Here is a 23,920-nt window from a genome sequence, read left to right on the forward strand (position 1 = left end):
ATTGTATCGTTCTCGTTCCAAATATGTCAATGATTTCGTACGTTCAATTCACAAATTATTACGAGAAAACAATATAATGTATAGAATAACCGGTTTCCTCATCGCAATCCTTCTTTTCTCAGCAGCAGATATCAATGCTCAGAGACAAAACTCCTATGAATCACTGCTCAGACAGATCGATCAGCCATCTGCTTTTTCCGATCACGTATTATTACCTCAAAATGATTCTACTACCGTCGCTGCGGTTCTATTTCGCATGGAGCACGATTTTTTACCTTTTTTAAAAAAACGCTCCAATATGGATGCGCCTGCCGAAGATTTGGAATACTTTGCTCCGGTTCGGATAGGGCTCGAAGTTTTTGAAGGAGAACCGCGCCAGTCTCGCCGACAGTCAACACCGTCTGGTGTCTCGATATTCAGAGATATGTGGAGTGATACGGTTTGGGTTTCTACGTTTGAGGATACTCGTTCCCGGTTCGATCATACACAGGGCGTACTTTCGGGAAGTTTATCTCCCGGGGAATATCACTATCAACTACAGCTTGCAAGAGGCGGTTCTGAACGTGAACTGCCTTCACAGATTCGCCCAATTTCAGTTCCGAATCCTTCCGATCTTGAAAAGGCAGATTTTATGCTCACGCATAGTTTGGAAATGAGTGACAGTGAAATAAGCGCCACAATGTTGAACTATGGACAAAATGTTCTTTATGGGCAGGATTACACTGTTTTGATTCGATTACCGAATACGGATTCCGATGACTTGGAAGAACGATACGAGCTGTCAGTAAAAAGATCCCAAAACGGTGAGGCTGTCTCATCCGCTGAGCCACACTTCAAAACCGTAATTGGTTCTGAGAATCTGTTTTTAGCGTCTGAATCTTCTATCAGCAAACAGGATGAAAACATTTATCTGCAATTTCAAACCGGAGACAGTGGATTCCGGTATGCCTATGTAAATATTCCAAATACTGAATTTGAGAATGCAGAGTACAAAATTGAACTGAAAGATTTGATGCAGGATCAGGTTGTCGGTGAAAAAACCATTCAATCCCGATGGATTGACATGCCGGTATCGTTATATAATCTTGATATCGCTATTGATATGTTGAAATTCATTGTCAGCGACAGCGAACTGCGTAATCTCAATTCGGGATCTAAAGCTGAGCAAGAACGTAAATTCAGAGAGTTCTGGGCAGAAAGGGATCCTACTCCGGAAACAGAATACAATGAATTGATGGCTGAATATTATCAAAGAATTGATTATTCGTATCAAAATTTCTCCAGTCTTCAAGTTCCAGGATATGAATCTGATCGGGGAAGAGCCTACATCCTCTATGGTCCGCCCAACAATATTGATCGCCGTTTGCTGCCAAACCAGCCAACTCGTGAGATTTGGGTATATCCTAATCGCGAACTAATCTTTGAAGCCACATCAGGTTTGGGTGATTTTAAATTAATTTCTGAATCATAAATAGATCACCTTTAAAAAAGGTTACTGGCATCGTTATTTGCAGTAAAAAAACGAGTGACTTCAAATCGATAAAGTTATAAGTTTCCCGGAGGAATAAGTGTACCGGGAATTTAAAAGATTTACCATTTTTTTATGAAACCAACGATTGCTATCAGCATGGGAGATTTTAATGGAATCGGGCCTGAAGTGGTTCTAAAACATCTCTCCAATGTAGATCTCTCCTCTTCTACTCCCGTAATTATAGGCTCAGAAACTGTATTTCAATTCTATGAAAAGAGTTTAAATGTTAGCGTAGCAAGAAATCGGATATCAGAAACATCCGAAATAAAAGAAGGTTCAGTCAACATCATTTCCATTTCTGATATTGACAAAGCAGAAATACAGCCATCAAAAATTACAAAAAAGGGCGGCCTCGCGTCCATGAAAGCCGTGGAGTATGGGATAAACAGTTGTCTTGCAGGACAAACGGATGCATTGATTACTGCCCCTATATCGAAAGAGGCTATTCATAAAGCCGGTTATAATTATCCTGGACACACAGAATTTCTTGCTGAAAAGACCGGCACCGAATTGGTTACAATGATTTTAGCTACAGATCAGCTAAGGGTTGGCCTGCTCACCGGGCACATTCCAATAAAAGAAGTGGCCGGTTCGATTAATACAAATGACATCATCTACAAAATTGAAAGCCTGGACAAAAGCCTGAAAGAAAATTTCGGTATCGATCATCCAAAAATAGCTGTCATGGGATTAAATCCTCATGCCGGAGATGGAGGAGTTTTAGGCACAGAAGAAACCAAATATATTGCGCCGGCTATAAATGAAGTACAAAAAAAAGGAATCGATGCTGAAGGCCCCTTTCCTGCAGATGGTTTTTTTGGCAGCAGAAAACATACTCAATACGATGCGATCCTGGCTATGTATCACGATCAGGGTTTGATACCGTTTAAAGCATTGAGCTTTGGTAAAGGAGTTAATTTCACGGCCGGCTTACCCATTATTCGCACATCACCCGATCATGGAACAGCATACGATATTGCCGGTCAAAACAAAGCAAATCCTGATTCATTCACTTCCGCTTATGATCTTGCCGTGAAAATGGCGTTGATCAAAAGAAAACAGAAATAACAGATCTTGACTGATAACAAACAGATTAAACCCACATATTCGGTATTGGCTGACATTTACGACGATGTAATGATTGGCGTGGATTACGAAACCTGGACGGACTATATAGACGAAATTATTTATCAGTATCACCCTGATGCTGTTTCCGTACTTGAGCTTGCCTGCGGTACCGGAACCATGGCGCTTTCACTTGAAGAGCTCGCTGCTTACGATATTACGGCTACAGACGGTTCAGAAGAGATGATTCGGGTAGCAAATCAGAAAGCGGAGAGCGCACGCTCTGATGTAAAATTTCTGACCCGGAATTTCCTTGATCTGAAAATGGATCAAATGTTTGATGTTGTATTTATGGTCTTCGACAGCCTCAATTATCTACATAGTGAGGAAGATATTCTCAAACTGCATGACGAGGTTAAAAAAGTATTGAATCCGGGTGGTATCTTTATTTATGATTTTACAACTCCCCGAAATTCGAGGATAGCAATCAAACATTTAAATAATGAATCCAAGCGTGTAAATAATTTGTATCGCTATCACCGAAAAAGCAGCTACAACGCCAAAAAACGGGAACACACAAATCGTTTTAAAATTGAAAAGCTGGGTAAAGAAAGCGGCAACGTGGCAGAAACTTTTCATGAAAAACACCTTCAGAAAATATATACGCTGCCGGAAATAGAAAATATCGTTAAGAAGACAGAATTTTCTATTTTAAATGCGTTTGACGGATTTGCGCTTGAACCCGCCCACGAAAAAAGTTTAAGAATAACGATGGTATTGCAATGAGTGAAAGTGATGTAATTGAGATGCATGATGTAACGGTAGCTTACGACAGCGAGCCGGTTTTAGATAGCGTAAATTTCACACTCGGTGTTGGCGAATTTTGCTACGTTATCGGTAAAACCGGTGCAGGTAAGAGTTCTTTTCTCAAATTACTTTACAGTGATATCAAACCAAATCATGGAATGATCCGGGTAGCTGACTACAGCGTTAGCAGTCTGAACGATAAAGAGATCCCTCATTTACGCCGTCGAATTGGAATTGTATTCCAGGATTTTCAGCTGCTGCCCGATCGCAACGTATTTGAAAACGTAGCTTTTGCTCTGAGGGTAACCAATCATAAAAAACGATTTATCAAACATCGGGTGCTAGAAGTTCTCGGTCTTGTAGGATTGAGCCACAAACGAAAGTCGATGCCCAAGGATCTTTCAGGCGGTGAACAGCAGCGTGTGGTCATTGCCCGTGCATTGGCCAACGAACCTCGCCTCCTTCTGGCCGATGAGCCAACAGGTAATCTTGATCCGGGAGCAAGCAGCTCCATCATGGAGTTACTTCAGCAGATTAACAATCGCGGAATGGCCGTTCTGATGGTTACCCACGACTACGACATGGTTCGTAAATTTCCTCACCGAACCGTCCAGATCAGAGATGGCGGTCTGCATGAAATCCATGTTTTATAGTTATAGGCTAGATGCGAGATGTGAGAGGCTAGATATGAGTGGCATTTAAAAACTAGCAATTTCTTTTAGAGTACTTTATAACTTTAAATTTTCAACAGGTAAGGCGAGCCGTTATTCAAAAGTCCTACAAAAAAGAAGAGCCCGGGCTATCAACCAGAGCTCTTTTCTACGTTGGCTTATTATTCGGGGTACTCATGTAATACCAGGGTAGATATTACAATAATCTCATACCCGCTTCGAAACATAATGTTCCGAAGTTTCTAAAAATATTTTTTACATCGGTTCTACCCTACCGTGTTGTGGCTGAATCGTTATTTCTTCAACCAGTGAGCGGGGTGATAGTGTCGCTAAAGTCACCAGTATTTTTGCTACATCAGTCGGGTTTACTAATTTTTCCGGACTCATTGTTGAATCATCCCAGGAAGGTGAATGCGTTTGTCCCAAATTGATTGCGGAAACGCCTACATCTGTATTTTTAAGTTCATCACGTAATGAACGTGTATAACCGAGCAACGCATGCTTAGCTGAGGAATAAGCGCCGCTGTCAGCCAATCCGCGAATGGATCCCACCGAACAGATATTTATGATCAGTGAGCGATCAAGCTCTTTCATTTCCGGTAAAAATCGTTTGGTTACATTAACCGCAGTAAACAGGTTGATGTCGATCTGTTTCTGAAATTCACTGTTTGATGTCTCCGTAACCTTCTTGTAAAGGAAACTGCCGGCATTGTTTATAAGAGTTCCCGGTTTGGGGAATCCGTCAGGAATCTGTAAAGCGCCGGTTTGATTTTCATCGGTGGCATCGCAAGTAAGAATGGCGACATCTCTGGCGCCGGCTTCAAGGCAGAGTTTTTTGGTTTCTAAAAGATTCGTCTCATTTCGTGCCAGCAATATTAACGGACGGTCGATCGCTGCGGCAAAAGCAATGGATATACTTCTCCCTATTCCCTGACTCGCACCGGTAATGAGTACAGATGATTCTTCGTAAGTCATTTTAAAATAAATATAAGGTAAGTAAGTGTTTGCAGTTCTGTTAAGGTACGTTTATGAACTTATGTGTCTGCAAACTAATTCCCCATTCAGGATTATTTTTCACATAATCTACAATCAGAGGAATAGACTTTGGAGTTTCCCACTCAGGTTGTAAGAGTAACTGTGTATTGGAGGGACATTTTTTAGCATTCTCTTCTGCCCAGGCTAAATCTTTGTTTGTCAAAACCACTACTTTCAGCTCATCCACATATGGGAAAACTTCGTCCAGTGGTTTCTTAAAGCGCTTTGGAGAAAGTGTGATCCAGTCAAGCTGTCCCGATAGCGGAGAGGATCCGCTGGTTTCGATGTGAGTTTCCAGTCCGGCCTGTTTCAGGCGAACTGTTAACGGTTCAAGATTGTGAAGCAACGGCTCTCCGCCGGTAATTACGGCAAATTTAGCTCCGCTATCCACCGCTCTCTTTACGATCTCATCCGTTTTTACCCGAGGATGTTTCTCTTCATCCCAGCTCTCTTTTACATCACACCACCAGCAGTTTACATCGCATCCGGCTGTTCGAATAAAATAGGCCGGACGGCCGGTGTGTGCACCTTCTCCCTGAATGGTGTAAAAATCCTCCATCAGAGGGTATTCAACCTTATCCAGGGCATTGATTTCTTCAATACTGATTTTTGCTGCTTCTTCTTTCTTAAACATCCTTATCGGTGTATTCAACCCAGCTATTTTCAGTCTCCCAAACGGTGACTTTCAACTCAATATTTCCGGGTATTCTTTTCGTGGTTTCTTTGTGAATATATTCTGCAATTCTCTCTGCAGTAGTTGCAACGGGAATCTCCTCATTTAAAACAGAGTGATCCAATCCGCCTTTTTTCGAATCGGAAGCTGCCCATTTGAGCTCCTTAAAATCGCATACCATGTCAGGTGTACTGAGGTATTTGGAAGGATTCAGTTCATGAGATTTTGCAGAAATATGTACTTTGTACGTATGTCCGTGCATTCGCCCACATTTACCGTCGTAACCGTCTATAAAGTGAGCGGCATCAAATTTAAATTCAGTATTTAAAGTCCAGGTTGGCATTGTTTACCAAGTTCAAGCAATTGTAATTATGACTAAGCTTGGAAAATTAAGCATTTTTTCAGCCAATTCAGAGTATTCCGGCAATCAGCTTAGAATACCTGAATTCAACTCCTCAGATGGATCCCAGAAATGCTTATCCATGTCCACTGTATACTCCTCTTTGAACGTAACTCCCTCCTGTTCCAGTCTCTCCCTCATTGCATCACCGCCAAAATAGGCTCTTCCGGTAAGCTGCCCCAAGCGGTTGACTACCCGGTGAGCAGGAACGGCACCTTCCAACGGCTGATCCGCCAGCTGATTGAGCGCATATCCAACCATTCGCGCTCCCGATTTCACGCCAATAAATCCGGCAATGGCACCATAGCTGGTCACCCGTCCCACCGGGATTTGCTCTACAACTCTGTAGACTTTTTGATAGAAATCGTTTTTAGGCATCTGTTAATGTAATTGATTGTAGAGATATGAAAATCCAAACTTTTAGAAATGCTCCTGGTAAACTACGACTGACTTTATTCTAAAAGCTTTTCAAGATCTGAAATCTGCTCATCAGTCAATGTTCCCTGACTTTTTACAATACTCAGACAAACACGACCGAGTGCTCTGTATAAATCCTCTTTCTCTTTATCTGCGGAGAGATTCTCTATATGATCTTGAACGGTTGAGGAATCCCCGCGGGAAATTGGCCCTGTCAACGAATTCGACGGACCTCTTTCCAGAATATTCTTCAATGTCTGGCGAATCAGCGGCTCCAGTATGTTTACACCTTCTTCTACACCGTTCTCTTTCAAAATGGTATCGGAAGTGTTCAAAAGAGCCACGAGGTAATTCGAAGCAAAGACAGCCGAAATATGAACGGCTTTTTTCTGACCTTCATCCAGGATGAGCGGAGTTGAGTCTAAATTCTTTACAAGGATTTCCAAATCATGAACAAGTGTCTTATCTCCCTGCAAACTAATGTAGATATTTTTGAGCCGATCGGAACCGTCCCCTTTTTGAAATGTTTGAATCGGATGCATCGAGGCTGTTGCGGCTCCACTTTCGGCAAGCGAGTTTAAAACAGAAGCAGAATGACTTCCGGAGCAGTGAATTACTTGCTTATCGCTCCAGTCAATATCTGTTGTGGCAAGTTCTTCAGCGACGGACCGGATTACGGAGTCCGGAGTTGTAATAAAGATTATGTCACCAATTTCCACCTCATCAGCTGGAAGTGAATAATCACGCTCCGATTTACGGCCGGATTCTGGATCGTAAACCGTACCCGATGTACTGTTCCAGACAGAAACAATCGGAAAACCCGCCTTACGAAAATAATCAATCCATGCGGAACCCAGAGCTCCGCTTCCGATTACGGTAATGGCGGGGTTTGTTACCATTATTTTAAGACCGCTTGCCTCTGCATTTCTGCATACCCGGCAAGAAGATTGGCGTGATCTGATGTTGAATCATCAATGGAATTGAAGTTAATTTTCAAGCCCCATTTTTTTGCCACAATCAATCCGGCAACAAATGCACCTATTCCTTCAATTTTTGAATCTCCGGTATTCACATAGTTCATCAGTCCGGTCAAATTTCCTTCATTATGAAAAGAGAGAACCTTCTTGAGTTCATCACGATTTTCACTCTCCATATCGCAGCAGAAAACAATGAGGGCATTTTTTGAAGCCAAGATCTCTTCCAAGGCATATGCCAGCTCTTTGATAATGAATGAGTTTTCATCTGTAATCTGAATACTCAATACGGTAAAATCTTCGAGCGAACACTGCAGCATCATCAGTTGATCGTACAGGCTCAGCTCCTCATCAAACGCTTCATCATCGATAAAGAAATCATCATCTTCATCGCAGAAGTCATTTCTGAGTTTATCGTTTGCCAATACTTCACCGAGCGATGTCTGAACGGATTTAAAGGATGGCATGGGTAGTTTCTTCTCGGCACTGCCGGGATGAGATTCGACAATTACAACTGTGTCGAAGTCGTCCTTATCTATGTGCGAATATATATTAAAAACCTCGTCGATATTGCTCCGATCAATAATACGTGGTGAAAAGAGAATTCGAACGGTTTCCGACTTTTCAGTCTGCTCAGATTTGGCTCTGTCCAAACCTTGGGTGATTTGTTCACGGTTTAGGGAAGTGATGTCCATAGAATTATTTATTCTTTTGAGGAATGTTATGGTAGTAATTTATAGCAAATGGATATCCAATGGTCTTGATGGATAAAGCTACAAATTTTCGCTCTGTTTCCATCATCAAATTCTGCATTAAAATGGTGCTCATTTTCTGTGGAAACGGTTACGTGATTCATCGGTTTTCTCAGCCCGGTACCGATCATCTTTAACGCGGCTTCTTTAAACGTCCAAACGCGTATTAGCGCGTTGTCTTCATATAGCGTACTTTTCTCTTCATTTGATTTCATTCTGGTAGCTAATCTCTCATGAACCTCTCTGGTTGTTGTTTCCATATCCACCCCTACATTCATGGAGGTAGAAATAGCTGCAACAATGGCGTCTTGAGTGTGCGAAAAACTTACCGATACCTCCACTCCATCAATATAAGCCTGAGGCTTTTCATACTTTTTTGTAAATACATCGATCGATTTACCATTGAAATATCGGTCTGCCATTCGCTTCAATAGAATTGTTCCGGTGATACTCTCTGATGTCTCCCGGTCTCCTCCTATAGTCTCGATAGTAAGCGGTTCGTAAGCCACAATGACTTCCTCAGGTATAGATGGGTGTACTATCAATTCCGGCAATATTTTCTCTTTTACGATCATTATGGGAGAATCTAATTGATTCAGTGGATCACTCCCAATGAGAATGTTTTAAAGAATAGATGTATTCTTCTAATATATGAAAAATGTCCCTGCCAATTACACTTCAGTTTTTGTATCTTTGAAAGCTTAATCTGATGAATAATTCGACATAAAACATAGATAATTAAACAATGAGCAACGCTGAACCTTCACTAAGTGAACAGCAAGAAATCAGACTGGAAAAACTTGACAAACTCAGAGAGTATAATGTCAATCCTTTTCCTTATGAGTACGATGTAACTCACTATTCTCAGGATATTTTAGATAACGAAGATCACTATCTGACCGATACACCCGATGAACCGGAAGACGCTGAGCGTGTTTCTGTTGCCGGACGCGTAATGACACGTCGGATTATGGGGAAAGCCGCTTTTTTTACTCTTCAGGATTCAAAAGGAACCATTCAGGTTTATATTCGCCGGGATGATGTTACAACTGAAGAGCTTGGTACGGATAATTACAATAAGATATTTAAAAAATTGACCGACATCGGGGACTATGTCGGAATAAAAGGATTTGTTTTTAAAACGGGTACCGGCGAAACAACAATCCATGCCGAAACCTTCGATTTTCTTGGAAAAACGGTTCGCCCCATTCCAACACCCAAGGAGGTAGAGAATGAAGCCGGCGAAACGGTAACCTACGACGCGTTCACCGATAAAGAACAACGCTACCGCCAACGATATGTTGATTTGATTGTGAATCCCGAAGTACGTGATGTTTTTGTAAAACGTACTCAGATGGTTCAAACGATGCGCAACTTCATGAATGAGCGTGGCTACCTGGAAGTGGAAACTCCCATTCTGCAGCCAATTTACGGAGGTGCTTCTGCAAGGCCTTTCGTCACTCACCACAACGCACTCGACATAGATCTGTATCTCCGCATAGCCAATGAGCTCTACCTGAAACGTTTAATTGTGGGTGGTTTTGACGGTGTTTACGAATTTTCCAAAGATTTCAGGAATGAAGGTCTCTCCCGTTTTCACAATCCGGAGTTCACACAGGTTGAGCTTTATGTGGCCTGGAAAGATTACAACTGGATGATGGATTTTATGGAGAAGATGGTAGAGCATGTTGCTCAAACCCTTCACGGTTCTACAAGAGTAAAAGTTGGCGAGCATGAAATCGACTTTAAAGCTCCATGGCCAAGAATTCCAATGTATGAGGCGATTGAAAATGAGACAGGTCACGACTTAAGTGACAAGAGTGATGATGAAATTCTTAAGATTGCCAAAGAGCTTCACATTGAGCTGGAAGATGGCATGGGTAAAGGAAAACTGATCGATGAAATTTTTGGTGAATACGTAGAACCAAAATTGATTCAGCCGACATTTATTACCGACTACCCGATTGAGATGAGTCCGCTGGCAAAGAAACATCGAACCAAAGAAGGTTTGGTAGAGCGCTTTGAAGCGATCTGCAATGGAAAAGAGATTGCAAACGCCTTCACTGAGTTGAACGATCCGGTAGATCAGCGTGAGCGTTTTGAAGAACAGGCCCGACTCCGTGCAGGCGGTGATGAGGAAGCGATGACCGTAGATGAGGATTTTCTACGTGCCATCGAGTATGGAATGCCTCCTACAGCCGGAATTGGGATCGGCATTGATCGGCTGGCAATGATCATGACCAACTCCGACTCCATCCGCGACGTTCTCTTCTTCCCACAGATGAGACCGGAGTAATTTAGCACGTCCACTATGACCGCTCCACTTGGTCAGACGGATATTGATGATAAATTTAATTCCAGACCTGTCAGATTTCCAAAATCTGACAGGTCTTTTTTATTTTCTCTCTACTCATTAAATCTGATCTCCTTCTCCTTGCATTACTCCCGGGAAGTCGGCACTTTCTTCTACTGAATTTACAAACCCACATTCAACTTCATGATGCGATCTCTCTTAACACTGCTGTTGCTCACCTCTCTTTTCCTAATTTCTAATCCTTTAGCGGCTCAACCCCAGACTCCTCAATCTTTGGATGGATTCTCCCTAGACCGGGTCGAAAATCAGATTGAATTGGAACAGGCTTTAATACAAGCTCTCAAGCCGGAGATGTACAGAGAACATCTTTATCGTCTTACGCGAGAACCCAATATTGCCGGAACTGAAGAAAATCGCCGGGTCATTGATTATATGACTGAATCGATGAATAAAGCCGGGCTACGGGTAGACCACTACGATTACGACGTGTGGCTGCCGGAACCGGGAGAAGTTAGCATCGAAATTGTACGTCCAAAAAGAGAACCTCTCAACAATAAGGAGTACATTCTCAAAGAGGATCTCTACACGGAAGATGAACGGCTGAACCACGGCTGGAATGCATACAGCGGTTCGGGTGATGTTACGGCAGAAGTTGTCTATGCAAATTACGGAACCAAACAGGACTTCGAATTACTTGATGAACTCGGGGTATCCGTGGAAGGTAAAATTGTGGTGGCCCGATATGGAGGTAACTTTCGCGGTTACAAAGCCAAATATGCTGAAAAGTACGGAGCCGTTGGACTCATTATCTATTCCGATCCGGCCAATGGCGGATATGTAAACGGTCCCGCTTACCCAGAAGGTAAGTTTATAAGCGAAAGTACGATTCAGCGCGGATCTGCTTTGACGACTGAGTACTACGGCGATCCACTCACTCCTTTTGAGCCTGCCCTGCCTATCGATGGTGATATTGAAATCGAACGCCTCGCTCCGGACAATGTCGGTTTCCACACAATCCCCATTGCCCCTCTCCCGTATGCTTCCGCTCAGAAAATTCTGGAGCAGATGGACGGAACACCGGTTCCGAATCAAGATTGGCAAGGAGGTTTGCCCTTCACCTATCGCCTGACCAGTGATACTCCAATCGAGGTGAATATAAAAGTAGATCAGCCTGCAGAACTGAAGCGCATTACCAATGTGATTGGTGTGGTTGAAGGTTCTGAATATCCTGATGAATGGATTATTCTGGGAAGCCACTTCGATGCCTGGGGATTTGGAGCCATCGATCCAAACAGCGGCACGGCAATGCTGCTCTCCGTTGCGGATGTACTGGGAAAAATGGTGCAGAATGGATATCAACCCAAGCGAAGTATTATGATTGCACACTGGGACGCCGAAGAGTTCCTGCTGATCGGGTCCTCCGAATGGGTTGAACATTTGACAGAAGAGCTTGATGCTAATTCCATTCTCTATTTGAATGCCGATGCAGCCGTAACCGGTCCATCTTTTAGGGCCTCATCATCCCCTTCGCTTAAAAAACCAATTATCGAAGCCTCAAAAATGGTGCAGCATCCCGATACAACCCTGTCACTTTACCAATCATGGTCGGGAGATTCAGACTCACCCTCAATGGGTAATCTGGGTGGCGGTTCAGATCATGTAGGATTGTATATGCACATCGGAGTTCCTGCGGCTGGGATAAGTATGTCGCAGTGGTCTCCGGTTTACCACTCCAATTACGACACTTTTGAGTACTACAAATCTCATCTGGACGGTTCCTTTTCGTACGGTCCCGCGTTAGGAGGAGTTTACGGAACCGTTGCCCTGCGATTTGCCAATGCAGACCTTCTCCCATACGATTTTGAGCGATATCACGAAGATCTCGTTTCACATCTGGATGACATTCAAAACAAAGCCGAAAACCATGATCTCACCATTCCGGCGAAGCCTATGGTTGAACAACTGAATAGAATGGAGAGTCTTGTTTCCCAACTCGCTGATAATATGAATAAATTATCCGCTTCCGGCTATTCCGGTGTGAATCGGGATGAGATCAATCGCAAGCTTATTCAACTGGAGAGAAACTTTATTGTGGAGGAAGGTATGCCCTACAGTTCATGGCTCAAATCACTCTATGCATCACCTGACCCATACAGCGGATACGCTTCCTGGATGCTTCCCGCATTTCAATATGCCATTGAGGAGGGATTTGAAGATGATGAAATCTCCCAGTGGGTTGATATTCATGCTGAGGCGTTTGAAGCCCTTAATCGGGATCTCGGTGAATTAATCGAACTGACGGCAGTCGAATAAATTGGTAACCAGTAGACATGGTATTTCTATACCTCTCGTACATTATTCATCCGATTACTTTATAAATGATTACTAACTGTGATCCTGCACCTCATAGAAATACCGTGTTTTCTATTGAATAAATTCTGAGGCAGAACCGCCTCTATCTCGATTTTTATCTTTTTTTAATCCCTCTGATCGGCGGATGATCTTTATTACCCTCCCACACCCCGGGTTACGCTGCGCTTCACCCGAGGCTATGATCTGACGCTCCTTCAGAGCTTTGGTTTGTTGAATAATCATGTTTTTTCTGTGCTCTCTTAAATCATTAATTTGATCAAAGCATGCACAGGAATACTAACTGTAATCCTGCACCTCTTAGAAATACCATGTTTTCTATTAAATGGATTCTGAGGTAGAACCGCCTCTATCTCGATTTCTGTTTTTTTTAATCTCTCTGATCGGCGGATGATCTTTATTACCCTCTCATACACCGGGTTACGCTGCGCTTCACCCGAGGCTATGATTTGACGCTCCTTCAGAGCTTTGGCTTGTTGAATAATCATGGTTTTTCTATTGATCTCTTAAATCATTATTCCGATCAAAGCATGCACCTGAATACTAACTGTATCCCTGCTCTTCATAGAAACACCATGTTTTCTATTAAATGGATTCTGATGTAGAACCGCCTCTATCTCGATTTCTGTTTTTTTTAATCTCTCTGATCGGCGGATGATCTTTATTACCCTCTCATACCACGGATTACGCTGCGCTTCACCTGAGGCTATGATCTGACGCTCCTTCAGAGCTTTGGCTTGGTGAATAAACATGGATTTCTATTCTACTCCAAGTCACTTATAAATAACATCTCTTGAAAACATTTTTGTATACTTGAGCAACAAATATAAAAGTTCATCTGTTACATTCAGGGACCCTAGTTCTTCACAATAAGAAATTTCATGAAATTTACCTGGTATATTGCCGGACGCTACTTTAAGGGCAACAAACGTGAATCACGGTTCCTCTCCTTTATTAAAATCATGGCCATTGCCGGGGTTGCTGTAGGTTCTGCCGGACTCCTGATTGCCCTATCGATCGTACACGGGTTTAAGTCTACCATTAACGAAAAAATTGTGGGATTTGCCCCGCACATTACGGTCAACACGTTTATGAACGATCCCATGAACAGGGCCGATACGCTACAGGTTTTTCTGAATGAGATCCCGGGAATTGAGAAAGCTCAGCCCGTAATACTTGGGCAGGTAATGATTCAATCATCCCGGGACGTAAGTGGCAGTGGAATTAAAGGAGTTCCCGTAGAAGGAGACGTAACACAGCTGAGGGAGTACATTTCGGAAGGTGAATATCAGTTGGGCCCAACCGAATCGGGGCTCCCCGGAATCATATTAGGCTCAGAACTTTCCAGGAATATTGGTGCCGGAATTGGCGACAGGGTAACGGTATATGCCCTCGACGGCATGCCCTCGCCTCTCAACACCCCGGAGATCAAACAGTTTACACTAACGGGTATTTACCAGACCGGTATTGCCAGGTTTGATGACAATTTTGCCTTGGTCAACATCGATTCAGCCCGCCAGATTTTTGAGTTTAGTCCACGTCAGGCCAGTTCGTATGATATCAATGTGGGAAATCTGGAGGATATCACGCCCATCTACCGGATTATTCGGGATGAAACCCGTTTCCCATACATCACCGAAAACGTTTACCAGCGCTATCGAAACATTTTTGCCTGGGTAGATCTGCAGGAACAGACCATTCCCCTGGTGATTGGCGTGATGGTCATTGTTGCAGCCTTTAACCTCATAGGTACCGTTTTGATGATGGTGCTCGAACGAGTACGTGATATCGGAATTTTAAAAACCATCGGTGCCAAAAGTAAGGCCATTCGGAGAATTTTTCTTTTGGAGGGACTTTTCGTAGCGATATCGGGTCTGATTATAGGGATGGGTATATCCCTGCTCTTCTATTGGCTTCAGATTAATTACCAGATTATTCCACTCTCCGAAGAGAACTACTACATGAGTACCGCTCCGGTTGAACCGCACCTGCTCGATTTTCTGATTGTGAGTGGAATCACCATTCTGCTCTGTGCCCTAGCCTCCTGGGTGCCGGCACGGATTGCCGCGAAAACAGATCCGGTGAAAGTGTTGTCGATTGGAAAGTAAGATGTTGGGCGTTTAAAATTTATCTTTTTAATTGGTCACCCTGCTCTGCTCTTCTTCCGATCCTGTTGTTACATCTACTGATTTAATCTGACTGTTGCCGAAATTCCAGGTAAATGTCAGTCTTATATTTCTCTCTTTATTATCATATATAAATTGAGAATCCAGGTTCTCACTCGGCAGATTGGTATTTCCCTTCAAAAGATTTGTTTGAAGAATGTCATCAGCAGAAAGTCGCAGCATACCCCGGCCTGATGCTATTCTTTTCTGAACACCGACGTTAAGTGAGCCCATCGGCCTCATTTCCATAATTCCCCAAACTGATTTGGATTGATAGTCTCCGGAAATTTCGAATGAAAACTCGCGGGGCAGATCAATCGTATTTGTGACATGCGCACTGTATCTAAATGAATCCAACACAGGATTTTCATCATAGTGAGACTGTTTTAAATTCCTGATACGTCCCTGTAAAATTCGTTCGCATTTCCCACCATGAAGTAAAAAACAGTGGAAAACTCGCATTGATTGCATAGGATCGAAAATAACTCAGGTTTTGTGTGCTGTAGGTTTGCTCATTTGTAGATTCATTCAAAACAGGCTGAAATGGAGCAATGGCATTTTTGGTATAGCTGTATTGAAGAGAAACGAGCCACTGCTTTTGAGTATAATCCAGCTTCAGTGCATCACTGATGGCCGGGTTGAGATCTGAATTACCCGAGAGAAATGTGTTCGGATCCACAAAAAACACGAAAGGTGCCAGGTCATTAAAGGTAGGCCGCGTGATTCTCCTCGCGTAAGAAAATCCGACGCTTTTCTCATTTTTCATGTTTTTCTGAATAAACAGGCTTGGGAAAAGATAACCATCCTGTACATCCACAAGCCCGGGAGTTTCAGGTGTGCTCAAAAAGCGATCGGTATACTCAAACCGTAATCCTGCGTTTATCCTCAGGTTTTCAGCAGGTGTCCAGTTGCCGGATAGATAACCCGCCGCAGTTTTTTCTGAAAGATTGGCGTCTTGAGTGAACGTATCATTTTCCACCCATACGTTATCTATCAGGTCCGAAACAATGACCTTATTTGAAAATTCAGATAGTGACCCTTTAACTCCAGTTTCCAGCGTAAACGCATCGGAAAGCACATAACGGTAATCCAGCTTTGAAACCCGGATATTGATCGGTGTCTCCTTTGTAACATCGATTTCTTCTCTATTCAAAAGTGAGTGATCACCTTCAATGAACCTGTTTTCATAAAAGGATGGATTATCGTTCTTGTAGTAAAGGTAGTCCACATCTACATTGAGGGTTTTGTTTTCATCGAACTCGTGATCAAGGCTCAGGTTTACAATTCCCTGTCTCCACCGGTTGGTTTCACGAACCGACATTTCGGTACTCAGGCTTGATGTGGGGCTGAATCTGGCGTAATTATCAGACAGATCGCTTGTATCCCACAGTCTTTGATAGCCTGTCAGCAGCAACCCAACCGTCGTTTTATTGCTGATTTGAACCTCCATACCGGCTCGTGCATTTTGAACACCGGTTGCCGGTTTTCGAATATTATCACTGCTTACCTCCCCCATAAATCCATCTGTAAGTGAAAAACGCTCATTGATCCAGTTCTCCTCCGTTCGGTCGTAGTGGATGGAATAATCGAGGTAGAGAGCCAGTTTATTTCCCCGGCGACTGATGTTAAGACTTCCACCGAGCGTTTCCGCCTGATTATACCCGAGGTTTCCACCCACTGTACCGGTGGTGCCCAATGCTGTAAATTCCTTCATCTTGATATGGATAATACCGGCATCCCCCTCCGCATCATACCTTGCCGGTGGTGTTGTAATGAGCTCAATCTGTTCGATATTGGCGGCACTCATACCGTCCAGCATCTGAACCACGGCATCAATGGGGAGCTGAACAAATTTATCGTTGATCATCACCCGTACCCCCGTTTTTCCACTCATGGAAAGGGTATTGCTCTGGCGGTTCACCTGTACTCCCGGAGATTTTTCCAGTACCTGCAGTACAGAACTACCGGAGGACGTTATACTTCGCTGCACATTTACCACCAGCCGGTCAATCTCCTGCTCAAACAGTGGCCGGCGGGCGGTTACATCCACTTCATCCATCTCTTCAAGGGAAACCTGCAGTGTGATCGTTTCAAACCGGATAGGATCCTGGTCTGTTTCAAATGGAGCAGAAAAATAACGCTGAAATCCAATCATGGAGACCGACAACAAATACCGGCCAGGATCGAATGTTATTCAGCTCATAGTATCCCGGCATTGTCAGTTACGGTCCCTTTCACTAATGCAGAATCAGATGGCTGCAGTAAAAGTACATTGGCCCCGGGCAATGGTGAGCCGCTTTCTTCGACGACTGTTCCCGTTATCACAGCCTGTGATTGAACGTCCAAGCTATAGAAAAACAGGATGAATACTATCGATAGTAAACGGATCAACTGTTTTGGAGTCATTGCTCTATAGGTTTGATTTTATTTAGAAATTCCTACAATAAATGCGGTTATCGGTTGAGATAATTATGGAGAGTGTCCCCTTTTGAAGGGGGCTTTTCCGATATTATTTAGTCCAATTGGTAAACACGCTATGATAATTAAAGTGACCCATCACCTTGGCCTGTATATGTCATGCGTGAGTAACGTAATGGTGGTATTGCCAATGTTTACTGCCGCGTCAGATAACGGAGGACTGATGAGTCCATACCCCTCAGGCAATTCCATAATTTGCTTTTCTGCTCCTTTGAAATAAACAGCCAGTGTTCCTCCTTCCAAGACGTAAATGGTATGGTCGGGATGATAATGCCAGGCAACCGAATCGCCCGGCGCCATCGAACCGATATACATTTTAATGCCCAATGTATCTCCGAGTATCTCGATGGAATTCCCTCCTGTTAAGGCAAGATCCATGGCCGGATCATAATCAGACATGTCGATTTGCTCCTCGCTTTCTACGGTAGCTGTAGCCTCATCTACATTGGTTTCTGTTTCAGCAGACTGGTTACATCCAATCAGCCAAAGGGTGGCCAACAAAAGGTATGTTGTTAGTAGTGTTTTCATTTTTCTCCCTGTTTTTTTACTGCTTACCTGAGTTCGATTCTTAATTTGGAAAGAATATTGGAGATAAATAGATGTAAATACTGAATATAAATGTCGGATAAGCCACGGTAAAGTGTTATATTAAGTTAAGCAATAACAACAATATAACATCTTTCCCCATGACATTATCCGACGATAAAATTACCGAAATCTTCTGCCAGGTCGATACCTTTTGTTTCCACTTCCAGAATGCTCTTGCTCCTCAAATCTTAGGGAATCCACCGAAAAAGAAGCCAAAACTTTCCCTCAGCGAAGTCATTACCCTCATGATCTTGTTCCATCACAGTGGGTATCGCACCATGAAAGGATTCTACAAGAATTATGTGAAGGTACACATGCGGCACCTTTTCCCCAAGACCGTTTCTTATAATCGGTATGTAGAACTGATGGCATCGGCCAACCTACCCTTAGCTATGTTTGTAAAAACCTGCTGTATGGGCTCATCCACGGGTATTTCCTTCATGGATTCCACCCCGCTTCGTGTGTGCAAAAACAAGCGCATTTCACGAAACAAAGTCTTTGATGGAGTGGCCGCGTTGGGCAAATCCACCATTGGTTTTTTCTTTGGCTTTAAGCTACACTTGGTGGTCAATGACAAAGGAGAACTGCTCAATTTTATGCTGACTGGCGGAAATGTGGATGACCGCCAGCCCCTGAAGGATCCGGCCTTTATCAAAGCCTTTACCGGCAAACTATACGCCGATAAAGGCTACATCTCCGCAGAGCTTACCAATGCGTTGTTTTGTGATGGTATTCATTTGGTTACGCAGATTCGAAACAACATGAAAAACTGCCTGATGGAGCTCAAAGACAAGATATTGCTGCGGAAGCGATCGATCATTGAGACTATCAATGATGAGCTAAAGAACATGTGTCAAATTGAACACTCCCGCCATCGATCGGTGGCCAACTTCCTGTCGAATCTTCTGGCAGGACTGGCCGCCTACTCCTTCTTTCCAAAAAAGCCAGCCATCACCTACGATTCAGTCCATACCAACCAATTGAGCATGATTTAGAATCGAACTCAGGTTCCTTGTATATCTGACAGAAAATTCAAAATCTGTCGGATTATTGAATAACCTGCTTAGCTGGCATTCAAAGGCGAGTGATGCTCATGTACAATTTTCCAATCACCATTTTCCGTTTTGACAAACACTAAGCTTTCCTGCTCATTGATAACAGCAAGGTCTTCTCCAAACTTCAAATGAAAATCAGAATGGAAGGTTACAATTGCTACATTGCCATAATAAACAGCCACTTTCATATCATTTCCGTCCATTTTTACAACTTCTGTAACGCTTCCAAAAACTCCGCGTTCAAAGGCTTCATTTTCCTCTCCGCCGTTTCGGGAGCACCCTGTTTAAATTCAGTAAACTTGGGTCCGTATGCATGAAAGGAAATCAATTTGTCAATATCACCCTCTTTCACACTTTCAATAATTTCATCCCAGGTTTCTAATATTTCGGCTTGTTCTTCCGGGTATTTATTCGTAAAAATATCTACAGGTTGAGCTTCTTGAGTGGTAGAAGTGGTTGTTTCGCAGCCCATAATAAGGGCACTTATAAAGATAATTTTATACAAATTGTTCATAGTCATTCCCATGTATAAGATTAAAGGCTGATTGTTTGAGATAACATCAGATGGGAATACACAATTGGAAATCATACGTAATTGATCTCCAGAAGGAATCCCTATTGACTTGTTATCTGTCTGAATGCAACATAGTAGATTCCCGTGATTCAGGCTTTTCTCAGAAGCCCAGAAACTTTACTTATCAGCCCAATCTTTCCGATATACAGATGGGGACATGCCGTATTCGGCTTTATACGTTCTGCTGAAGTGCGATAAATTGCTAAAGCCGCAATCGAATGCAATCTGGCTAATTGTTTTGTTCCCAGTCTGTAGCATACTTTTAGCTCTTTTCAGCCGCCTCTCAGTGAGCCATGTCCCGGGCGATGTTCGATAGTGTTTTTAAAGTCTCTCTTAAAGGTAGATAAGCTCCGATTGGCAATTTTTGCAAAATCCTGAATATTTAAATCGTAAAAGTAATTTGCTTCCATCACTTCCCAAATGGGAGTCTGAAAGTTTTCTACCGTTTTTAGGTCGATAAACGAAAATCAGGGGAGATAAATGCTCATGTGTGAATTCATTACCATTCCCGGTGAAAACCGAGATTTTTTAAGCTTTATTACATCCGTTTTTCTCTCTCTACTCTCCTGAACAAAGATTTCCCAAGTGATAAAGTGAACGTTAAGATATGAGTATCGTAATCGTTTGAAAGACTGTTTCAACCGGTGGTCTGTCCTACCTTTACATGATTCGATGGACAGCTTGAAAAGTCATAATTTCTATTTTGGCAGTACGGAGAAGAAAAGGCAAGTGAGCAATATGATTTGTCAAAAATCAAAAAAATGATACGCCATCAGAGAGAGAATTATTCATGGGAATTTATTTTCTTGGGGGCGAATCAAGATACTTTTGCAGAGGCTGCAAAAATAGGTATTGATTCAAAAACACCCTTAGCTTTGAGGCAACAGGTGATGGAGTAAGATCGGCTTATAGCGGAGCAGCAGTATAGTAAAATATCGGAAAAAGTAAATTTTCGTTCTAAGAGGCTTTAATCTTAATAGGTTGAAGCCTTTTTTTCAATTAATATTGATTCCGATGTCATATATGGTTGTGGGATTGTTTTTTACCTCGGTAATTTTCTTTTTCCGATACTTAACTAACATTTTTCTCTACATTTGTATCGAATGTGAAGGAAAATCGATTGCCATAGACATATTTTCATCATTTTCTAATTGTTTTGACTTACATCGGAGTATGGGGCAAATTTAGGATTTGAAGGGATAACGCGTTTTACTTGCGGCTTTAGCTCTAGCTTTTGGCCCAGCAAATAGAATATTAAAGATGTTTGCTTCAGCTTTTACTTTTTTATGCTTAATTGCGTCATTGGTTGGATTCTTAAGCTTATATATAGCAGCCCCAAAGACGAGCCCTCTGATATATTCCTAGTTGTTCCAACTGTATCTGTTCAACGGGCTTAGATAGACGTTGAGATTTTTGGTGGTGGGATGCCAATCTTCTTTTCTCCTGGACTAAGACCTTTAATAATATCTACCTCTTGTATCATAAACTTCTCTTCCCCTATCTGCGGAGGGCACCAGCAAGAATTTTGCAATCGCCTGAAGTGTTACACGCTGCTTCAAAGTTATTTATAGCCTGTTCAACACAATTATTTGTTGTACAGGCGTTAATTTTTTCCACAGCAATTATGGCTTTTTCCCGTATGGTTTCAGTTGATGGCTTTTTATCTTCTGATTCGGAGCCCTCATTATCACAAGATTCACAATCATCGGGTTTTTGGGGATCCTTGTCTTCATCATCTTTGGGTGCAAGCCCATCAGGATCGTAATAGCGTAATGGGTTATTCATGCTGAACGCGTATAAATTAAGCTGCTGCGGTTCACTTTGAACTAAATCAGGAAGTAAGCCGTAGAGCGGGTCTCTACTGTTCCAACGCAGAGTAACGGGATCATAGTAACGGTAGCCGTAGTAGCGCAGGCCAGTCGCGGCATCGTTTTCTTTGCCGTTGAACTGCCGGCGATGGCTTTCACCTCCTGTCTCAAAAACAACCTCACCAAATGGCCCATACAGGAAGCTGGCTTGAACGGTGCCAGCTGTATCCAGGGAAGCCATCAGGTTCTGTAGTGCATCAGCATATTGCAACTCCACGCTCGCGCCGTCTTTCAATACGAGCCAATGTTGGCCCCCCAGCCGACAAATGAAGGTAATTGCGGATTTCATTGCCGTCGAGATCGACTGGGTTTCCCGTTCACCAAACCAGAAACGGGCACCTTGATCTTCAGTTACAGCCAACATGCGTTGTCCGTTGTGGTCATAGTAATAGGTCTCTGAAACCATTAGCCGTCTCAACTTGGCGAATACGATCCTTACCATCCCAATGCAGAATAGATTCTCCATCCGGTGAGTCTCGCCACGTCATGTTCCCTGCATCATCATATGCATAAGCAGCATATGTCTCATCAGTGACGGCATCTGTTAATACATCCACAGCTTGTGGATCTAGTTGGCCGTAGCTGTACTTCACATTTCGTGTGTGGGTTGCACCTTCCCAGCTGACGTTAGCAGATAGAATATTGCCGGTCTCTGAATAGGTGAATTGTCCTTGATAATCGTTGGGGCCAGTGGCTGAGATCAGGCGATCGTGCACATCATACTCATAGTGAGCATCAGCGCTAACACCATTGGTTCGTCCCTCTACATCTACCACGATTTCCAGTATCCGAGTATTGGTAGCGTGCGCTCTCATTAAGGTTTCAGCCTGATCATTCAGTGTCAACGCGTCGGTAAGGGGACGAGACAGAACATCATACGTATATTGACGGGTTTGTCCATATGCGTTCTCACGTGTTATCGGCAGTCCTGCAATGTTTCGTTCATAATCGGCGACAGCTTGCCACTGCTGGTTCTGAGGGTCAAACCACTCAACCGTGTTCACCAATGCACGTTTGTCGTAGCAAATATGCCATTGTTGTCCATCTTGCCACTGACTTCTCGTCAGCTGACCCAGCGCGTTGTAGGTTCGCCGCACCTCCAGGGAATCGCTCAAGGAGAACGGTTGCGTCAATGTTAGATTCCTTTGTTCACGACGAAGGAACCCTCGGGAATCATAATTATACTCTACTTCTCCGATAGGTAAATTGACTCTACTCAGTCGCCCTATGCTATTATGCCCACTATCATATAAATACTGAATCTCGCTCATGGCCTGATCAATTTCATTTTCATCGAACGAACTGGTGAACGATGAAGATGGCGGTGGGCTACTGAAGCGCATGTTGATAAAACGCTTGGTTAGCACTCGGTCCAGGTCGTCATATGTAAATCTGGTCATGTATTGATTTGCATCCGCGTTTGAGGGATGTGGTGATTGCTTACTGAATAAGATTGCCGTTGAGGTCGTAACGGTATTGCCATTCTCGCTCATCCTCGGGAAACCGAAAGCCGGTTACCCAACCAATCGTGAGTCAAGCGTGTAATATTTTCTTCTGCATCGGTAATTTGCTTGAGGTTATCATTAGCGTCGTATAGATAGCGGGTAATTGCGGTGGAGTCTCCGGAATGATGCTCATGTAGTTCTACCAGATGACCTAACACACCATACCGTTTGATTGTCGACCCGCCTGTTCCATCCGAGGTGACGTCAGTAATAGTTTGATCAAAACCCGAGTAGGAGATTGTCGTACCTGTGCTGTCGGGGCGTGGTGAATTGAGTGACACGGCCCAAACCATCATATTCGTAGGTGAAACTGATTCGATTGTTGTTATCACTCGGATCAACCATATCTACAGCACGAGGGACCCCCATGGTCCGAAGAGCTATAGTTCAAACTGGGTGATCATGTTCATCATCGAACTGTTCGCGTGTGCTGAGCAAGCGGCCTCTGCCATCCGAAATCTTTCTCAGTCTGAATCCATTGCGTGTCATCAAAATCACGTAATTGCTCCACACGCAGACTGACTGGAGCACCACTTTCGTGAAAGCTTAAATCATTGTAGGTAAATCGCTCCACGATTCGCTCGTCGTAACCAGGCGAACCATTAACCTCCATATCGATAGATACACGTATGTGATCGAACGCGACCCAATCCATCTATTTCCCACCGTTCTGTATCA

The 23,920-nt window shown here is 43.2% G+C and carries 26 protein-coding genes and 1 pseudogene; 9 read left to right on the plus strand and 18 right to left on the minus strand.

The window, feature by feature from the left end:
* Window positions 1-76 precede the first annotated feature (76 nt).
* From U5K35_RS13775 to ftsE, 4 genes are all read left to right on the plus strand, one after another.
* Complete coding sequence (locus tag U5K35_RS13775) at window positions 77-1,471, plus strand: GWxTD domain-containing protein (protein ID WP_322572071.1); 1,395 nt, start codon at window positions 77-79, stop codon at window positions 1,469-1,471.
* A 132-nt stretch (window positions 1,472-1,603) separates the two neighbouring features.
* Window positions 1,604-2,599 carry a 4-hydroxythreonine-4-phosphate dehydrogenase PdxA gene (gene pdxA, locus U5K35_RS13780; RefSeq protein ID WP_322572072.1) on the plus strand — a complete coding sequence of 332 codons (996 nt, stop codon included), beginning with the start codon at window positions 1,604-1,606 and terminating at the stop codon, window positions 2,597-2,599.
* A 6-nt stretch (window positions 2,600-2,605) separates the two neighbouring features.
* Window positions 2,606-3,382, plus strand: a complete 777-nt coding sequence (locus U5K35_RS13785) for a class I SAM-dependent methyltransferase (protein ID WP_322572073.1) — start codon at window positions 2,606-2,608, stop codon at window positions 3,380-3,382.
* Window positions 3,379-4,056 carry a cell division ATP-binding protein FtsE gene (ftsE, locus tag U5K35_RS13790; RefSeq protein WP_322572074.1) on the plus strand — a complete coding sequence of 226 codons (678 nt, stop codon included), beginning with the start codon at window positions 3,379-3,381 and terminating at the stop codon, window positions 4,054-4,056. The genes U5K35_RS13785 and ftsE overlap by 4 nt, the downstream gene beginning before the upstream one ends.
* Before the next feature lie 273 nt (window positions 4,057-4,329).
* Here the strand turns inward: ftsE and U5K35_RS13795 are convergent, their stop codons facing one another.
* From U5K35_RS13795 to U5K35_RS13825, 7 genes are all read right to left on the minus strand, one after another.
* Window positions 4,330-5,049: an SDR family oxidoreductase gene (locus U5K35_RS13795; protein WP_322572075.1), complete on the minus strand. Its 720-nt coding sequence runs from the start codon at window positions 5,047-5,049 to the stop codon at window positions 4,330-4,332.
* A gap of 40 nt (window positions 5,050-5,089) precedes the next feature.
* A complete protein-coding gene (locus U5K35_RS13800) occupies window positions 5,090-5,743 on the minus strand; it encodes a 7-carboxy-7-deazaguanine synthase QueE (RefSeq protein WP_322572076.1) in 654 nt (217 codons plus the stop codon).
* Window positions 5,736-6,125, minus strand: a complete 390-nt coding sequence (locus U5K35_RS13805; protein WP_322572077.1) for a 6-carboxytetrahydropterin synthase — start codon at window positions 6,123-6,125, stop codon at window positions 5,736-5,738. Before U5K35_RS13805 ends, U5K35_RS13800 begins: the two co-directional genes overlap by 8 nt.
* 84 nt (window positions 6,126-6,209) lie before the next feature.
* A complete protein-coding gene (locus U5K35_RS13810; protein WP_322572078.1) occupies window positions 6,210-6,560 on the minus strand; it encodes an MGMT family protein in 351 nt (116 codons plus the stop codon).
* A 74-nt stretch (window positions 6,561-6,634) separates the two neighbouring features.
* A complete protein-coding gene (locus U5K35_RS13815; RefSeq protein WP_322572079.1) occupies window positions 6,635-7,498 on the minus strand; it encodes a Rossmann-like and DUF2520 domain-containing protein in 864 nt (287 codons plus the stop codon).
* The gene (gene amrB, locus U5K35_RS13820) at window positions 7,498-8,268 is read right to left on the minus strand and encodes an AmmeMemoRadiSam system protein B (RefSeq protein ID WP_322572080.1); all 771 of its coding nucleotides are present in this window, start codon (window positions 8,266-8,268) and stop codon (window positions 7,498-7,500) included. The genes U5K35_RS13815 and amrB overlap by 1 nt, the downstream gene beginning before the upstream one ends.
* 26 nt (window positions 8,269-8,294) lie before the next feature.
* Window positions 8,295-8,900 carry a 4'-phosphopantetheinyl transferase family protein gene (locus tag U5K35_RS13825; RefSeq protein ID WP_322572081.1) on the minus strand — a complete coding sequence of 202 codons (606 nt, stop codon included), beginning with the start codon at window positions 8,898-8,900 and terminating at the stop codon, window positions 8,295-8,297.
* A gap of 170 nt (window positions 8,901-9,070) precedes the next feature.
* On the opposite strand from U5K35_RS13825, the gene lysS reads away from it, so the two are divergent.
* Both lysS and U5K35_RS13835 read left to right on the plus strand, forming a co-directional pair.
* Window positions 9,071-10,621: a lysine--tRNA ligase gene (lysS, locus tag U5K35_RS13830; RefSeq protein ID WP_322572082.1), complete on the plus strand. Its 1,551-nt coding sequence runs from the start codon at window positions 9,071-9,073 to the stop codon at window positions 10,619-10,621.
* Window positions 10,622-10,822: 201 nt separating this feature from the next.
* Window positions 10,823-12,952 carry a M28 family peptidase gene (locus U5K35_RS13835; RefSeq protein ID WP_322572083.1) on the plus strand — a complete coding sequence of 710 codons (2,130 nt, stop codon included), beginning with the start codon at window positions 10,823-10,825 and terminating at the stop codon, window positions 12,950-12,952.
* Window positions 12,953-13,515: 563 nt separating this feature from the next.
* On the opposite strand, the gene U5K35_RS13840 is transcribed toward U5K35_RS13835, so the two are convergent.
* The gene (locus U5K35_RS13840; RefSeq protein ID WP_322572084.1) at window positions 13,516-13,761 is read right to left on the minus strand and encodes a hypothetical protein; all 246 of its coding nucleotides are present in this window, start codon (window positions 13,759-13,761) and stop codon (window positions 13,516-13,518) included.
* A 129-nt stretch (window positions 13,762-13,890) separates the two neighbouring features.
* On the opposite strand from U5K35_RS13840, the gene U5K35_RS13845 reads away from it, so the two are divergent.
* Entirely contained in the window at window positions 13,891-15,117 is a 1,227-nt protein-coding gene (locus U5K35_RS13845) for an ABC transporter permease (RefSeq protein WP_322572085.1), read from the plus strand.
* Window positions 15,118-15,144: 27 nt separating this feature from the next.
* Here U5K35_RS13845 and U5K35_RS13850 read toward each other — a convergent pair whose 3' ends face one another.
* From U5K35_RS13850 to U5K35_RS13860, 3 genes are all read right to left on the minus strand, one after another.
* Entirely contained in the window at window positions 15,145-15,531 is a 387-nt protein-coding gene (locus tag U5K35_RS13850) for an outer membrane beta-barrel protein (RefSeq protein WP_322572086.1), read from the minus strand.
* 13 nt (window positions 15,532-15,544) lie between these two features.
* Entirely contained in the window at window positions 15,545-17,329 is a 1,785-nt protein-coding gene (locus U5K35_RS13855; RefSeq protein ID WP_322572087.1) for an outer membrane beta-barrel family protein, read from the minus strand.
* 401 nt (window positions 17,330-17,730) lie between these two features.
* Complete coding sequence (locus U5K35_RS13860) at window positions 17,731-18,180, minus strand: hypothetical protein (protein ID WP_322572088.1); 450 nt, start codon at window positions 18,178-18,180, stop codon at window positions 17,731-17,733.
* A 158-nt stretch (window positions 18,181-18,338) separates the two neighbouring features.
* On the opposite strand from U5K35_RS13860, the gene U5K35_RS13865 reads away from it, so the two are divergent.
* Window positions 18,339-19,235, plus strand: a complete 897-nt coding sequence (locus U5K35_RS13865; RefSeq protein WP_322572089.1) for an IS982 family transposase — start codon at window positions 18,339-18,341, stop codon at window positions 19,233-19,235.
* 68 nt (window positions 19,236-19,303) lie between these two features.
* On the opposite strand, the gene U5K35_RS13870 is transcribed toward U5K35_RS13865, so the two are convergent.
* The 3 genes and pseudogenes from U5K35_RS13870 to U5K35_RS19795 form a co-directional block, all read right to left on the minus strand.
* Entirely contained in the window at window positions 19,304-19,498 is a 195-nt protein-coding gene (locus U5K35_RS13870) for a nuclear transport factor 2 family protein (RefSeq protein ID WP_322572090.1), read from the minus strand.
* 2 nt (window positions 19,499-19,500) lie between these two features.
* Window positions 19,501-19,767 carry a hypothetical protein gene (locus U5K35_RS13875; RefSeq protein ID WP_322572091.1) on the minus strand — a complete coding sequence of 89 codons (267 nt, stop codon included), beginning with the start codon at window positions 19,765-19,767 and terminating at the stop codon, window positions 19,501-19,503.
* Window positions 19,768-19,986: 219 nt separating this feature from the next.
* Window positions 19,987-20,175 (minus strand): annotated as a pseudogene (locus tag U5K35_RS19795) (helix-turn-helix domain-containing protein); the annotation flags it as partial.
* Between the two features lie 437 nt (window positions 20,176-20,612).
* Between U5K35_RS19795 and U5K35_RS13880 the strand changes: the two are divergent.
* Window positions 20,613-20,768 carry a hypothetical protein gene (locus U5K35_RS13880; protein ID WP_322572092.1) on the plus strand — a complete coding sequence of 52 codons (156 nt, stop codon included), beginning with the start codon at window positions 20,613-20,615 and terminating at the stop codon, window positions 20,766-20,768.
* A gap of 598 nt (window positions 20,769-21,366) precedes the next feature.
* On the opposite strand, the gene U5K35_RS13885 is transcribed toward U5K35_RS13880, so the two are convergent.
* The 4 genes from U5K35_RS13885 to U5K35_RS13900 form a co-directional block, all read right to left on the minus strand.
* Window positions 21,367-22,143 carry an RHS repeat-associated core domain-containing protein gene (locus U5K35_RS13885; RefSeq protein ID WP_322572093.1) on the minus strand — a complete coding sequence of 259 codons (777 nt, stop codon included), beginning with the start codon at window positions 22,141-22,143 and terminating at the stop codon, window positions 21,367-21,369.
* Window positions 22,118-22,852: a hypothetical protein gene (locus U5K35_RS13890; protein ID WP_322572094.1), complete on the minus strand. Its 735-nt coding sequence runs from the start codon at window positions 22,850-22,852 to the stop codon at window positions 22,118-22,120. The genes U5K35_RS13885 and U5K35_RS13890 overlap by 26 nt, the downstream gene beginning before the upstream one ends.
* A gap of 374 nt (window positions 22,853-23,226) precedes the next feature.
* Window positions 23,227-23,538 (minus strand): hypothetical protein, encoded by a 312-nt coding sequence (locus tag U5K35_RS13895; protein WP_322572095.1) that lies wholly within the window; start codon window positions 23,536-23,538, stop codon window positions 23,227-23,229.
* A 113-nt stretch (window positions 23,539-23,651) separates the two neighbouring features.
* Window positions 23,652-23,897, minus strand: coding sequence for a hypothetical protein (locus U5K35_RS13900; RefSeq protein ID WP_322572096.1), 246 nt, complete (start codon window positions 23,895-23,897; stop codon window positions 23,652-23,654).
* Between the last annotated feature and the right edge of the window lie 23 nt (window positions 23,898-23,920).

The sequence above is a fragment of the Rhodohalobacter sp. genome, assembly GCF_034521535.1.
Classification (GTDB): Bacteria; Bacteroidota; Rhodothermia; order Balneolales; family Balneolaceae; genus Rhodohalobacter.

What these genes read in the sequence shown, in the direction of transcription:
- U5K35_RS13775 (WP_322572071.1), top strand. Translation starts at nt 77, where the DNA reads ATGTATAGAATAACCGGTTTCCTCATCGCAATCCTTCTTTTCTCAGCA.
- pdxA (WP_322572072.1), top strand. Translation starts at nt 1,604, where the DNA reads ATGAAACCAACGATTGCTATCAGCATGGGAGATTTTAATGGAATCGGG.
- ftsE (WP_322572074.1), top strand. Translation starts at nt 3,379, where the DNA reads ATGAGTGAAAGTGATGTAATTGAGATGCATGATGTAACGGTAGCTTAC.
- U5K35_RS13795 (WP_322572075.1), bottom strand. Translation starts at nt 5,049, where the DNA reads ATGACTTACGAAGAATCATCTGTACTCATTACCGGTGCGAGTCAGGGA.
- U5K35_RS13800 (WP_322572076.1), bottom strand. Translation starts at nt 5,743, where the DNA reads ATGTTTAAGAAAGAAGAAGCAGCAAAAATCAGTATTGAAGAAATCAAT.
- U5K35_RS13805 (WP_322572077.1), bottom strand. Translation starts at nt 6,125, where the DNA reads ATGCCAACCTGGACTTTAAATACTGAATTTAAATTTGATGCCGCTCAC.
- U5K35_RS13810 (WP_322572078.1), bottom strand. Translation starts at nt 6,560, where the DNA reads ATGCCTAAAAACGATTTCTATCAAAAAGTCTACAGAGTTGTAGAGCAA.
- U5K35_RS13815 (WP_322572079.1), bottom strand. Translation starts at nt 7,498, where the DNA reads ATGGTAACAAACCCCGCCATTACCGTAATCGGAAGCGGAGCTCTGGGT.
- amrB (WP_322572080.1), bottom strand. Translation starts at nt 8,268, where the DNA reads ATGGACATCACTTCCCTAAACCGTGAACAAATCACCCAAGGTTTGGAC.
- U5K35_RS13825 (WP_322572081.1), bottom strand. Translation starts at nt 8,900, where the DNA reads ATGATCGTAAAAGAGAAAATATTGCCGGAATTGATAGTACACCCATCT.
- lysS (WP_322572082.1), top strand. Translation starts at nt 9,071, where the DNA reads ATGAGCAACGCTGAACCTTCACTAAGTGAACAGCAAGAAATCAGACTG.
- U5K35_RS13835 (WP_322572083.1), top strand. Translation starts at nt 10,823, where the DNA reads ATGATGCGATCTCTCTTAACACTGCTGTTGCTCACCTCTCTTTTCCTA.
- U5K35_RS13840 (WP_322572084.1), bottom strand. Translation starts at nt 13,761, where the DNA reads ATGTTTATTCACCAAGCCAAAGCTCTGAAGGAGCGTCAGATCATAGCC.
- U5K35_RS13845 (WP_322572085.1), top strand. Translation starts at nt 13,891, where the DNA reads ATGAAATTTACCTGGTATATTGCCGGACGCTACTTTAAGGGCAACAAA.
- U5K35_RS13855 (WP_322572087.1), bottom strand. Translation starts at nt 17,329, where the DNA reads ATGATTGGATTTCAGCGTTATTTTTCTGCTCCATTTGAAACAGACCAG.
- U5K35_RS13860 (WP_322572088.1), bottom strand. Translation starts at nt 18,180, where the DNA reads ATGAAAACACTACTAACAACATACCTTTTGTTGGCCACCCTTTGGCTG.
- U5K35_RS13865 (WP_322572089.1), top strand. Translation starts at nt 18,339, where the DNA reads ATGACATTATCCGACGATAAAATTACCGAAATCTTCTGCCAGGTCGAT.
- U5K35_RS13870 (WP_322572090.1), bottom strand. Translation starts at nt 19,498, where the DNA reads ATGGACGGAAATGATATGAAAGTGGCTGTTTATTATGGCAATGTAGCA.
- U5K35_RS13875 (WP_322572091.1), bottom strand. Translation starts at nt 19,767, where the DNA reads ATGGGCTGCGAAACAACCACTTCTACCACTCAAGAAGCTCAACCTGTA.
- U5K35_RS13885 (WP_322572093.1), bottom strand. Translation starts at nt 22,143, where the DNA reads ATGGTTTCAGAGACCTATTACTATGACCACAACGGACAACGCATGTTG.
- U5K35_RS13895 (WP_322572095.1), bottom strand. Translation starts at nt 23,538, where the DNA reads ATGATGGTTTGGGCCGTGTCACTCAATTCACCACGCCCCGACAGCACA.
- U5K35_RS13900 (WP_322572096.1), bottom strand. Translation starts at nt 23,897, where the DNA reads ATGGATTGGGTCGCGTTCGATCACATACGTGTATCTATCGATATGGAG.